Source organism: Rhodanobacter glycinis, assembly GCF_006438785.1.
Classification (GTDB): Bacteria; Pseudomonadota; Gammaproteobacteria; order Xanthomonadales; family Rhodanobacteraceae; genus Rhodanobacter; species Rhodanobacter glycinis_A.
The window spans coordinates 578,797-590,943 of the sequence record NZ_RCZB01000001.1 but is presented as its reverse complement, the minus strand read 5'-3'; the positions used below and the strand labels follow the sequence as shown (position 1 = coordinate 590,943).

Sequence of the window (12,147 nt, the reverse complement as noted above, 5' to 3'; positions counted from 1 at the left end):
ATGAAGAAGCACCTCATCGCCCTCGCATGGGCCTGCATCCTGCTGGCTGCACCCGCTTTCGTTGCCGCCCAGCGGATGGATCCCAACATGCCCGGCATGCAGCACGGCGCCAAGCCCGCTGACGCGCAGGGCGTGGGTGTGGTCAAGGCGATCGATACCGCCAAGGGCACCATCACCCTGCAACATGAGGCTATCGGCATGATGGGTTGGCCTGCGATGACGATGCCGTTCAAGGTGGCTTCGCCGGATCTTCTCAAGGTCGCCAAAGTCGGCGACAAGGTGAAATTCACCCTGCACCCGGCCGACATGGCCAACACGGTAACGTCGATCACGGTGCAGCACTAAGCAGATGCATGCCCATGACGTGAGACCCTCACACGTCATGGGCTGCGCGAGCGATGTACGCTGATGTTGGCACTCGCTTGCATCAGGGAGATTTGCTTGATCCACCACGGCGAAAACCCATGACGACTCAACCTGTTTTGCAGAGCACGTTGACCTGTCCACATTGCGGTCATCAGGCCACTGAGACCATGCCGACCGATGCCTGCCAATTCTTTTACGACTGCGCGGGTTGCGGTGAATTGCTCCGGCCGAAAGCCGGTGACTGTTGCGTGTTCTGCTCCTACGGGAGCGTGCCATGTCCGCCGATCCAGCAGCAGAAATCCTGCTGCGGATAGCCTCACGCATCGTCAGCCCTTTCAAAAATTTCGCAGCAGCGGATCGCCGCGCAAGCGGAAATCCTTGTGGTCAGGCTGGTAGAACAGTGCGCCAAGTTCGGGGTGAAAACCCATCGACAAGCACACAGGCCACGCATGCCCGCACAAAAAAAGGCCCTCGCCAGGCAAGGGCCTTTCTAACGCGGTTCGACATGGTTGGCCCCTGTAAAATCCAGCAATCCATCCCCGCTCAAAGATCGGAATAGGGCATCGCCATGGATACATGGTCGGCGGCGCCCGAATCAACGCAGGATGTGGGCCTAACACACGCCCCACCCATCCCGTCGCAAGCCCTATTTCAGGATCAATTCCCGCGTCAGCTGGCTACCCAGCAGTTCGCGCATCGACTCCCGATCCATGCTGGCCTTGTCCCGGCTGTCCATGGGGCCCATCACCTTGGTCGAGATTGCATCGGCCTCGTCGCTTCGATCGAGTGCCGCCATGTTCGGGTAAGCGACCGTCAGAATCAGGTCGGCATCCTGTGGCGCCCGCGGCTGCGAACGGTAAACGGCGTAGCCGGTGATCAGGCCAGCCTTTTTCATCGCTTCCATGTTGGCCTTGTAAGGCCCGTCCAGATATTTCATGTAATTGTTGAATTGTCCGGGCTTGATCTTGATGAAGCTGACTTGCAAGACCTTGCCTTCCTTGTACGGCTTCGCGTCCTGCGCAAACACCGACCCCATCACTGCGAACATCAACACTGACACCAGAAGCATCGTGATACGTTTCACAGCCCACCTCCTTGCCGATACTGCACGGATATGCAGTGCTGGCGGACGCTACGCCCAGCCTTCACAAGCGTCAATCGACCTGTTTGTCAAAGCATGCATCGCGCCAAGCGAGAGGTATCTGGCACCCGTAAAGTTCAGTCGTCGCGACGCACCCGCATCGTCAATCCCTTCAGAAAATTCCGCAGCAGCTGATCGCCACATAGCCGGAAATTCTTGTGTCCGGGCTGGCGGAACAGCGCGCTGAGTTCGGGCTTGGAGATCGGGAAGCCGGCGGCTTCGAGAATCTGGTGCATGTCCACATCCTTCAGCTCGAACGCCACGCGCAGCTTCTTCAGCACCACGTTGTTGGTGACGCGCTTTTCCACCGGGCGCGGCGGCAGATTTTCGTCGCGGCCGCGGCGGTGGAACACCAGGCCGTCGAGGAAGTGCGCCAGCACGGCATTGCTGCATTCGACGTAGCCCGGCTCCTCGTCCTTTTTCAGGTATGCCTGCACGTCCTCCTTCGTGATCGGGAAATTCGGGTCGGCCAGATGGGTGATCTCCACCACCTTGCCGTCGCTGAGGTCGAGCATGTAGCGGATGGCGCGCAGTACGTCGTTGTTGATCATGTCGTTCCGGTGGATCTCGCTGAGGGCGCCATGTTACCGCGCGGCGATTGACCCCGTTCGCCTCATGCCCGCGTTTCATCTTTCACGAACCGGAGGAGACCGCCGCCGGAGGAGAACCGTCCCATGAACGTGAAAGCCCTGTTGCGCACCCTGCTGCTTGCCTTGCTGGTGATACTGGCTGGTTGCAGCGTATCGAAGCCCGTCGCGAACGTGCCGGCGACAACCGGCAAGGCGCCCACCGCTCCGCCTCCACCGGTCAGGCCGGTGCCACCCGAGCCGACGACGGAAGCCGACAAGACCTTGAACGAGGTGGCCGCACCGATGCCGACCAACATGCCTGCGCCGGAACCGCCCAAGCAGCCGTCACCCGAGCTGCAGCGCAGGGCGATGAGCAAAGGGATGGTGGCAGCAAATGCCTATAGGGTAGCGCCGATGGTGATGCCGATGCAGCCGATGCCCGGCGACATCAACACCGAGAACTACACCCACCGCGATACCAATCCGGTGCAACTGGTCACCGGGCAACCGGTGTCCACCTTCAGCATCGACGTCGACACCGGCTCGTACACCAACGTGCGGCGCATGCTGAGCGCAGGCCAGCTGCCGCCGGCGGATGCGGTGCGCGCGGAGGAGTTCATCAACTACTTCGACTACGGCTACACGCCGCCAGCCGATCGCGAGCAGCCGTTCAGTGTGACTACCGAGCTGGCGCCCGCGCCGTGGAATGCGAAGCGCCAACTGCTGTTGATCGGCATCCAGGGCTATCGCGTGCCGGCCGCGGAGATGCCCGCATCGAACCTGGTGTTCCTGATCGACACCTCGGGCTCGATGGATGAACCGGACAAGCTGCCGCTGCTGAAAGCTTCGCTGAAGCAGCTGGTGCGCGAACTGCGCCCGCAGGATCGCGTGGCCATCGTCACTTATGCAGGCTATGCCGGCGTCGCCCTGCCCTCCACCCCTGGCGACCAGCACGCCGCCATCGACGCGGCGATCGACAGCCTCGGCGCGGGCGGCTCCACCAACGGCGGCGCCGGCATCGAGCTGGCCTATGCGCAAGCCGAGCAGGGCTTCATCAAGGATGGCGTGAACCGGGTGATCCTGGCCACCGATGGCGACTTCAACGTGGGCACGGTCAGCGAGCAGGCACTGAAGACCACCATCGAGGATCACCGCAAGAGTGGCGTCGCGCTGACCACGCTGGGCTTCGGCGAAGGCAACTACAACGACGCCATGGCGGTGATGCTGGCCGACGTGGGCAACGGCAGCCACCACTACATTGACAGCCTGCAGGAAGGCCGCCGCGTGCTGGTCGACGAGATGTCCGCCACCTTGCTGACGATCGCGAAGGACGTGAAGATCCAGGTCGAATTCAATCCGTCGCAGGTGCAGGAATATCGTTTGATCGGCTACGAGAAACGCTTGCTTAAGCGCGAGGATTTCAACAATGACAAGGTCGACGCCGGCGAGATCGGTGCGGGTGCCAACGTCACCGCGATCTACGAGATCACCCCGAGGGGCTCGGACGCTGCGCGCGTCGATCCACTGCGTTATGGCAACCAGGCCACACCGGCCAAGGGTGACAGCGAACTGGCCTTCCTGCGCCTGCGCTACAAGCTGCCAGGACAGTCGGACAGCAAGCTGATCGAGCAGCCGATCACTTCACAGGCCGGGGCACAACCCAGTGAACGGCTGCGTTATGCCGCCGCCGTGGCCGCGTTCGCCGACGCCTTGCGCGGCGGCAAATACCTGGACGGTTATGGCTATGCACAGATCGCGCAACTTGCCAACGGCGCGCGCGGCGACGACGCCAGCGGCTATCGCGCCGGCTTCGTGCAGCTGGTGAAGCTGGCCGATGGGCTGGCCACGCACGATCATGCCGACAACGACACCGCAGCGCGTTGAGGTTTCCGGCCCCGCTGCGCGGACCGCGGCTGTGACTGCAGGCGATATCCCCGCTGCAGTCCTCCCCCGCCGCCACCGCTCAGCGGGGCCGGAATTGCCGATCCACGCGATGGCCGTGCCCTCGCCCTGTCCGACGATCGCTCTGCCCACCCTCAGCGAGCGGCTCGAACGGAGTGACGGGTTTCGCCAGGACCATGGCGGCCTACCCGTTGGCAGGCGATTTGGCTTACGCTCGCTCCCCATGGATGCCGCGGTCGATCCCGATGCGATGCTGATGCTTGCCTATGCGCGCGGTGATCTCGCCGCGTTCGAGGCGCTGTATGCGCGCCATCGCGGCATGCTGTACCGGTTCCTGCTGCGCAGTGTGCGCGATCCGCATCGTACCGACGAACTGTTCCAGGAAACCTGGAGCCGCGTGATCAGCGCGCGTGAGCGCTACCTGCCGCAGGCGAAGTTCAGCACCTGGCTGCTGCAGATCGCGCACAACCTGATGATCGACAGCGCCCGCCGCCAGCGACCGATGGTCTGCGGCGACGAAGCCGATGCCGCGCTGGCCCGCGTGGCCACGCCGGAGCAGGAACAACCCGATCACGCACTCTCCGAGTTCGAACGCCGCCGCGGCCTGCAGCGCGCGATCGAACAACTGCCGGACGAACAGCGCACCGCGGTGCTATTGCGACTGGAACAGGAACTCAGCCTGGAGGAGATCGCCGCCGTGACCGGCGCCGGCCGCGAGACGGTAAAATCACGCCTGCGTTATGCCATGACCCGACTACGCGAAGTGCTGTCCGAATGACCACGCCACTGCCACCGCAAGGCTCGCCAGAGCCCGACGAAAAGCTGCCCGGTGAAGCCGAGCTGGCGGCGTTGTATCGCCAGTTGCCGCAGATCGAACCCGGCCCGGCACTGGACGCTGCTGTGCTGCGCGCCGCGGCGCAGGCACTGGCACCCGGCGAAGAAAGCCCTACGCTATTGCGCGAGCGCAGGAAGGCTTCGCGCGAACGTGGCGATTGGGTGCACCCGAAACAAAACGCGTCGACGCCGGTAGTGTCGCTGCCGGCCGGAGGCAACAGGAGAAGGCCGCGCTGGCTGATCGCGCTGAGCAGTGCGGCCACCCTGGTGCTCGCTGCCGGGCTCGCCTGGCACATGCATGGATTGCCATCGACGGAATCCGCACCCGCAGCCGTGAACAGTGCCGCACCAACGCAAGCTGCCGCCGTCGTGCCAGCGCCTGCTGCGCCATCCGCTGCAGCGATGCAGCAGGCGGAACCAGTGCCGCCACCGTCCGAGCCGCCCAAACAGCCGCCACCGAAAATGGTTGTCGCGGCATCACGCACGACTGCGGCAAACACGTTACGCAAAGTCTCGGCCGATCAGGACGCCGAACGCGCCTCCAGCAAAGCCCAGGTAGCCGGCGGGCTGGCCCGGTTCGCCCCGGCCCCGGCGGGCGCACCCGCTGCACCGCCCGTGACCCTGCAAGAGACTGCCAACGACTCGGCTGTGGCCATGCCATCGGTGGCCGAAGCAGCACCGAAGATGCCTGCGAACGCGGTCGCCGCGCCGGCGCCAGCCGAACTTGCAGCGGATGAAGCCACCGCGCGGAACGCCAGCGATACATCGGCACAGGAGCTGGACAAGATCCGCCAGTTGTTCGCACAAGGTCACGATGACGAGGCGCGGCAGCGATTGACCGCATTCCAGCACGCGCATCCGGAGTGGAATCTGTCACCGGAGCTTCGCGCGCAACTGCGCAAGCCATGAGCGAGATGTTGTCCACGCTGGCCCAGCCATGTCGGCATCAGGAAGAAATCAAGAAGAGCCGCTTCCTCGCACTGGCCGCACCGGTCGAATCGCCCGAACAGGCGCTGGCGTTCCTGCGCGAAGTGGCTGACCCCGTCGCCACGCACAATTGCTGGGCCTACCGCATCGGCCAGGACTACCGCTTCAACGACGACGGCGAACCCGGCGGTACCGCCGGGCGGCCGATCCTGCAGGCGATCGAAGGTCAGGACATGGATCGTGTCGTGGTGGTGGTGACGCGCTGGTACGGCGGCATCAAGCTCGGTGCCGGCGGCCTGGTGCGTGCGTATGGCGGCACCGCTGCCGAATGCCTGCGCCGCGCCGGGCGGGTGCCGATCGTGGCGATGGCGCGGCTCGTCGTGCATTGCGATTTCGCCGAACTGGCCCTGCTCAAGGCGCGCCTGAAAGACTTGCAGGCCGAGATCGAAAACGAAGCCTTCGGCGCCGATGGCGTGGAATTGCTGCTGCGCCTGCCGGACAGCCATGTCGCCGAAGCCCAGCTGCGCATCAGCGACATCAGCCGCGGGCGCAGTATCGCGAACCGCCTGGAGTGAGCGGGTGAGTTGCTGCAAGGATTGAATCGGCCGGCACACGCCCCACCTTGAATGGCATTGCCTGCGCCGCGCGGGCCCGTGTCTTCGATCCATCCTGCGAGAGCTCATGAGCGACGCCACCAACGATACCCCTCGTCCCACCCGCCGTATCGGTGCGTTGCGCGAACTCTGGCCCTTCCTGAAACCGCATCGCGCCCTGGCCATCGGCTGGCTGCTGTTCCTGGCCATGTCGTCCGGCGCTTCGCTGCTGCTGCCGATGGCATTCCGGCACATCATCGACCAGGGCTTCGGCCACTCCAGCCAGGCAGTGATCAACCAGACCTTCATCGCGCTGTTCGGCGTGGCGCTGGTGCTCGCCTTTGCCACTGCAGCGCGCTATTTCTGCATCACCCTGCTGAGCGAGCGGGCGCTCGCCTCGCTGCGCCAGACGCTTTACGCGCAGGTGATCCGGCTGGATGTCGGATTCTTCGAACGCAGCCGCGTGGGCGAACTGCTGTCGCGCCTGAGCGCCGACACCGAAGTGGTGCAGGCGCTGATCGGCTCCGGCGTCTCGGTCGCGCTGCGCAGTGCCGTGATGCTGATCGGCGCGGCGGTGGCGATGGTCTGGACCGCGCCTTCGCTGGCCGGCCTCACCGCGCTGGTGATCCCGGCCGTGATGCTGCCGATCCTGGTGTTCGGCCGTCGCGTGCAGAAGCTTTCGCGCGCCAGCCAGGACCGCCTGGCCGATGCGGCCGCGATCGCCAACGAAACCCTCAACGCCTCCACTGCGGTGAAGGCGTACGCGCGCGAAGACATCGAGAGCACCCGCTACAGCAACGCGATCATGCGCGCGCTGGCGACAGCGCGGCGGCGCATCGGCATGCGTTCGCTGCTGACCATGGCAGTGATCGTGCTGGTATTCGGCGCGATCACCCTGGTGCTGTGGGCCGGTGCCCGCCATGTGCTGGCCGGCACGCTGAATGCCGGCGTGCTGGGTCAGTTCGTGCTGTATGCCATTTTCGCCGCCGGCTCGGTAGCGGGGCTCTCTGAAGTATGGGGCGACGTGTTGCGGGCAGCCGGCGCCATGGAACGCATCGGCGAACTGCTCGCCGAGCGCGCGGACATCGTCGATCCGGCCCAGCCGAAAGCCCTGCCCCGCCCGATGCATGGCGCGCTGCGCTTCGACGGCGTGACCTTCCACTATCCGACGCGCCCCGATACCGCGGCGCTGCACGATTTCACGCTGGACATCCGGCCCGGCGAAACCGTCGCCCTGGTCGGCCCGTCCGGCGCGGGCAAGAGCACGGTGTTCGCACTGCTGCTGCGCTTCTACGATCCGCAGAGCGGCCGCATCCATATCGATGGCATCGATCTGCGTGCGGTGACTCTGGCCGACCTGCGCGGCGCGATCGCGCTGGTGCCGCAGGAAACCGTGATCTTCGCCGGCAGCGCGGCCGACAACATCCGCTTCGGCCGGCAGGACGCCAGCGACGAGGAAGTGCGCGAAGCCGCACGCGCCGCCGAAGCACATGACTTCATCAGCGCACTCGGCGACGGCTACGACGCCGAACTGGGCGAACGCGGCGTGCGCCTGTCCGGCGGCCAGCGCCAACGCATCGCGATCGCCCGCGCGATCCTGCGCGACGCGCCACTGCTGTTGCTGGACGAGGCGACTTCGGCACTGGACGCACAATCGGAAGCGGCCATCCAGCAAGCCCTGGAGCGACTCGAAAAAGGCCGCACCACCCTGGTGATCGCCCATCGCCTCGCTACCGTGCAGCGCGCCGATCGCATCGTGGTGATGGACAGCGGCCGCATCGTGGCACAGGGCACGCACGAGAGTCTGCTGGCCGAGGGCGGGCTGTATGCAGAGCTGGCACGGTTGCAGTTCGTGGCTTGAGTGATCCGCGGTTGCGCACCGACCGCATCGACGCCACCCCGGGAATTGAACCGTCGCGACTGCGCTTCTGACGGCTCGATGCCTTGCGATGTCCCTGCGGCGAACGTAATCTGCCCGGACATGGAATGGGAGTGCGCGAAATGGCCACCACCGATACGGATCTCTATCGCTCAGTCATGGGCAATGACTTCAAGGGCATCAAGGTCGGCGTTTATCCCGGCGATGGGGTGCTCGATCCCCGCTGGCAAGCAACCACGTATTTCAGCAAGAAATTGAACCGGAACGTCACCAGCAATGCCGACGTCAACGTCGTGATGGGCGGCACGAACGGTCCGGAAGTGGAGACCGGCGGCGGCACCTCGCTGCACAATGTGCCGGGCTGGTTCCCAACCAGGGAATTCTGGATCCCGAACGGCACTGAATATTCCGACGAGATATTCATCCGCAAGGACGGCAAGCAGAGGTCATCCCCGTCCAATCCCAACCTCAAGGGTTATCACTATCAGCTGGAGCCGCGTACGCGGATGACTGTTGCAGCGTTCAAGGGCGCGCTCGACAACATGGCGCGGGCGGCGGTCGTGCAGCAATGCAAATCGGCGAAGGTCTGAATGCGCGCCACTCCATCCCTGTCAGGAGGGCACTCATGCCCGAGATAAGCAACCAGACACTGGTCATTGCCATCCAGGCCGTCGCGGCTGAAATCCGCGCACTGCGCGAAGCCGTGACGAGCGGCGAGGCGGAACCCGAGGAGCACCAGCTTCTCGAGGACCGCATGCAGGCCGCGGAAGAACTCGAGCGCGCCTACGACCTCGCTGCGCGGACGGTGCTCAACTTGCCACCATACGACGAACTGGTCGGCGACTGAGCTGGCCGAATTTTCCTGGGCGGAAGTCGCCGCAGGGTTCCGGCCACACCGAGACGGCTCTATCCGGCGAGTGTCGCGTTGTCGATGACAGAACGGTATTTCACGTCGCCCTTCACCATCCGGTCGTAGGCCTCGTCGATCTTCTGTGCCGGGATCATCTCGATGTCGGAGACGATGCCCTTGTCTGCGCAGAAATCCAGCATCTCCTGGATCTCGGCAATGCCGCCGATCAGCGAGCCGGCGATCGCGCGGCGCTTGAAGATCAGGTTGGCAATGTTCGGCGACGGATGCGGATGCTCGGGCACGCCGACCAGCACCATGGTGCCATCGCGCTTGAGCAGGCCGGTGAACGCATCCAGCGAATGGCTGGCGGCTACGGTGTTCAGGATGAAGTCGAAGCTGTTGGCATGTGCCTTCATCTCGTCCGCATTGCGCGACACCACCACGTCGTTCGCGCCGAGATCCAGCGCCCCTCGGCGCTTGCTGTCCGACGTGGTGAACGCAACCACGTGCGCGATCTTCACGCCCATGTGGCCCAGCCCGCCGATGCCGACAACGCCGACCTTGCTGCCGGAGCCGACCTTCCAGTGCCGCAGCGGCGAGTAAGTAGTGATGCCCGCGCACAGCAGTGGCGCCACCGCGGCGAGCTGCGATTCGGGGTGGCGGATCTTCAGCACGAACTTTTGTCGACCACGATGCGCTGCGAATAGCCACCTGGCTGACCTTCAACAATACCCGCCACGTCATCGCCGCGGCGATCGATGGCTTCGGCCTCGCCTGCGTCCCCGAGGACATGGTCCAGGCCGAGATCGCGAGTGGCAAACTGCAACGCCTGCTCGCCGACTGGTGCCCGCCCTTCCCCGGCTATCACCTCTACCACCCGAGTCGACGGCAGCCATCGCCCGCGTTCTCACTGCTGGTGGAGGCGCTGCGTCGCCAGGTCTGACATCCGCTGTCGATGCGCGCGCCTTGGCGGCAAAGATGCCGATAGAGCGAGCCGCCTGTTCCCTCTTCGATGTGCGAGCGGCGGAGCTGAAGGCCCGTAGCTGCTGCCGCGACTTTTGCGTTCGACGGAAAGCATGAACCCTACCCCTGCTTTCACCCGAAAGTCACGCGCGCTTTCACGCCGTCGTCCTGAACACGGTGGTCCCATGCTGGCTGGGAGTGTCGTCCACCAACCCGCACTCTTTGAACGACGCCGGCACAAGCTGGCGACCGCGTTTCGTTTCAGCACCCAAGGAGTTCCCCATGATCAAGCGCATGCTTCCCCTGTTGATTGGTCTGTTGGTTTGCGGCGCCGCCTTCGCGCAGGACAGGCCTGCCACCGCCCAGTCGACGACCACACGTCAAACCACCACCACGATGACCAGGTGGGCAGTCCAGCCGCCCGCGGACGGGTCGACCGAGGAGGCCGTCAAGACCTCGATCGCCAACGCCGGCTACAAGGAAGTGAAGGATCTGAAATTCAAGGACGGTGTGTGGCGCAGCAAGGCACGCGGCGGGAACAAGCAGTGGGTCGAACTCGCGGTCGGGCCGGTCAACGGCAAGGTGTATCCAGCCGATGCACCGTCCAAGCTCAACAAGGACGAGATCAGTGCCAAGCTGGCGGCGGCCGGCTACCAGAACATCGATGACGTGAAGTTCGACGACGGTTTGTGGGCTGCCGAAGCCAAGACCCCGCATGGCGATGACGTCGACCTGCTGGTCGATCCGGACGATGGCAGCGTGGTAGCAAAGTCGCGCGATTGATTCGCCGCGTCAGCGAAGGTCACGAAAGCCCGGCGCATTGATGGCGTCGGGCTTCTTCGTTTGGTGGGGAACTCGCGCGCCTCGGAACCCGAATCGACTGACCACGGCCCCTTTTGATGAACAACGTTCCGTATGATGCGAAGCCGGCAGTTTGTCGGCTCATTCATGGAAGGCCGACCGTGTTCAAGTTATCCCGCGTTTGTGTGGTCATGCTGCTGTGCGCGTTTGCGCGAGTTTCGCTCGCGACTCCCCCTGCTCTCGCCGCCAAGGCCGCGAACGATGCCGGTATCGCGCCCGCGTGCGCTGCGGCAAAAAAAGGCAAGCTGGACGAGAAGGGCTTTGTCGTGATCGGCGGCATCGAGCAATGGGTCACGGTGAAGGGTGACAGTTGCGCCAACCCGATCATCCTGTTCATCAGCGGCGGTCCGGGCAACCCGCTCAGCCCCTACTCGGATGCGGTCTATGGCGCGTGGAGCAAGGACTTCACCCTCGTGCAATGGGATCAGCGCGGCGCGGGCATGACTTACGGCCGCAGTCCGCCGGCAGCGGGTGCGGTGCTGACGCTCAAGCAGATGAGCGATGACGGCAACGAGCTGGCCGCCTATCTCGCCCGCCGCTACGACAAGAAGAAAGTGATCCTGTGGGGCAGCTCGTGGGGCTCGATCCTCGGCGTGCACATGGCCAAGGCCCATCCCGAACTGTTCTATGCCTACCTGGGCACGTCGCAACTGGTCAGCAACCGCGAGAACGAGGCGATCAGCTACGCCGGCCTGCTCGCCCTGGCACGCGCCACCGACGACAAAGCCGCGCTCGCGGTGCTGGAAGGCGTGGGCTCGCCGCCGTGGACCGACCCGCGCAGCTTCGGCAAGGTGCGCCGCGTGATCCGCAAGTACGAGGCCAAGGTCACCACGCCGCCACCCGCCGCATGGTGGACACCGGCCGCCGAATACAACACGCCCAAGGCCAAGGCCGACTACGAGGCCGGCGAGGATTATTCCTTCATCAATTTCGTCGGCATGCACGGTGACGGCATGGCCTCGCAGGTCGATTTGCCGAAGCTCGGCATCGACTTCGCGATCCCGATGTTCTTCGTCGAAGGCGCGCACGACCTGCTGGCCACGCCCGACGTGGCCCGGCGCTACTACGACAGCCTGAAGGCGCCGCAGAAGGACATGGTGCTGCTCGAACACGCCGGCCACGATCCCAACCAGGATGTCGTGGACGCCGAATACAAGATGCTCAAGGAGCGCATCCTGCCGCTGACGAAGTAGCGGTTTGTTCGGAGGCTGGTGGCTTGAGTGTCACCTGCCTCCGTACTCTTTGATTGCGCTTCGCAACGT

General features: G+C 64.5%; 14 protein-coding genes and 1 pseudogene. 12 read left to right on the top strand and 3 right to left on the bottom strand.

Annotated elements, in window-relative coordinates; translation table 11 throughout:
* Together EAH75_RS03085 and EAH75_RS19865 are read left to right on the top strand one after the other, a co-directional pair.
* Complete coding sequence (locus EAH75_RS03085; RefSeq protein WP_140804184.1) at positions 1 to 345, top strand: copper-binding protein; 345 nt, start codon at positions 1 to 3, stop codon at positions 343 to 345.
* 119 nt (positions 346 to 464) lie between these two features.
* Positions 465 to 680 (top strand): GDCCVxC domain-containing (seleno)protein, encoded by a 216-nt coding sequence (locus tag EAH75_RS19865; RefSeq protein WP_140654060.1) that lies wholly within the window; start codon positions 465 to 467, stop codon positions 678 to 680.
* Positions 681 to 1,012: 332 nt separating this feature from the next.
* Here EAH75_RS19865 and EAH75_RS03070 read toward each other — a convergent pair whose 3' ends face one another.
* Both EAH75_RS03070 and EAH75_RS03065 read right to left on the bottom strand, forming a co-directional pair.
* The gene (locus EAH75_RS03070; protein ID WP_140654058.1) at positions 1,013 to 1,450 is read right to left on the bottom strand and encodes a hypothetical protein; all 438 of its coding nucleotides are present in this window, start codon (positions 1,448 to 1,450) and stop codon (positions 1,013 to 1,015) included.
* 134 nt (positions 1,451 to 1,584) lie between these two features.
* Entirely contained in the window at positions 1,585 to 2,058 is a 474-nt protein-coding gene (locus EAH75_RS03065) for a DUF1456 family protein (protein WP_140654056.1), read from the bottom strand.
* A gap of 123 nt (positions 2,059 to 2,181) precedes the next feature.
* Here EAH75_RS03065 and EAH75_RS03060 point away from each other — a divergent pair, with 123 nt between their 5' ends.
* From EAH75_RS03060 to EAH75_RS03030, 7 genes are all read left to right on the top strand, one after another.
* Positions 2,182 to 3,960, top strand: coding sequence for a vWA domain-containing protein (locus tag EAH75_RS03060; RefSeq protein WP_140654054.1), 1,779 nt, complete (start codon positions 2,182 to 2,184; stop codon positions 3,958 to 3,960).
* A gap of 241 nt (positions 3,961 to 4,201) precedes the next feature.
* Entirely contained in the window at positions 4,202 to 4,756 is a 555-nt protein-coding gene (locus EAH75_RS03055) for an RNA polymerase sigma factor (RefSeq protein WP_140654052.1), read from the top strand.
* A complete protein-coding gene (locus EAH75_RS03050; protein WP_140654050.1) occupies positions 4,753 to 5,721 on the top strand; it encodes a hypothetical protein in 969 nt (322 codons plus the stop codon). The genes EAH75_RS03055 and EAH75_RS03050 overlap by 4 nt, the downstream gene beginning before the upstream one ends.
* On the top strand, positions 5,718 to 6,314 hold the full coding sequence (locus EAH75_RS03045; protein WP_140654048.1) for an IMPACT family protein: 597 nt from the start codon (positions 5,718 to 5,720) through the stop codon (positions 6,312 to 6,314). The genes EAH75_RS03050 and EAH75_RS03045 overlap by 4 nt, the downstream gene beginning before the upstream one ends.
* 106 nt (positions 6,315 to 6,420) lie before the next feature.
* A complete protein-coding gene (locus EAH75_RS03040) occupies positions 6,421 to 8,193 on the top strand; it encodes an ABC transporter transmembrane domain-containing protein (protein ID WP_140804181.1) in 1,773 nt (590 codons plus the stop codon).
* Between the two features lie 140 nt (positions 8,194 to 8,333).
* On the top strand, positions 8,334 to 8,801 hold the full coding sequence (locus EAH75_RS03035) for a hypothetical protein (protein ID WP_140804179.1): 468 nt from the start codon (positions 8,334 to 8,336) through the stop codon (positions 8,799 to 8,801).
* Between the two features lie 35 nt (positions 8,802 to 8,836).
* Complete coding sequence (locus tag EAH75_RS03030; protein ID WP_140654041.1) at positions 8,837 to 9,058, top strand: hypothetical protein; 222 nt, start codon at positions 8,837 to 8,839, stop codon at positions 9,056 to 9,058.
* Between the two features lie 59 nt (positions 9,059 to 9,117).
* Here the strand turns inward: EAH75_RS03030 and EAH75_RS03025 are convergent.
* Positions 9,118 to 9,773 (bottom strand): annotated as a pseudogene (locus EAH75_RS03025) (zinc-binding dehydrogenase); the annotation flags it as partial.
* On the opposite strand from EAH75_RS03025, the gene EAH75_RS03020 reads away from it, so the two are divergent.
* The 3 genes from EAH75_RS03020 (at position 9,759) to EAH75_RS03010 (ending at position 12,078) form a co-directional block, all read left to right on the top strand.
* Positions 9,759 to 10,004, top strand: coding sequence for a LysR substrate-binding domain-containing protein (locus EAH75_RS03020; protein ID WP_240046307.1), 246 nt, complete (start codon positions 9,759 to 9,761; stop codon positions 10,002 to 10,004). The pseudogene EAH75_RS03025 and the gene EAH75_RS03020 sit on opposite strands and share 15 nt — an antisense overlap.
* 302 nt (positions 10,005 to 10,306) lie before the next feature.
* Positions 10,307 to 10,807 carry a PepSY domain-containing protein gene (locus tag EAH75_RS03015; RefSeq protein WP_140654039.1) on the top strand — a complete coding sequence of 167 codons (501 nt, stop codon included), beginning with the start codon at positions 10,307 to 10,309 and terminating at the stop codon, positions 10,805 to 10,807.
* A gap of 179 nt (positions 10,808 to 10,986) precedes the next feature.
* The gene (locus EAH75_RS03010; protein WP_240046298.1) at positions 10,987 to 12,078 is read left to right on the top strand and encodes an alpha/beta fold hydrolase; all 1,092 of its coding nucleotides are present in this window, start codon (positions 10,987 to 10,989) and stop codon (positions 12,076 to 12,078) included.
* Positions 12,079 to 12,147: the final 69 nt, after the last annotated feature.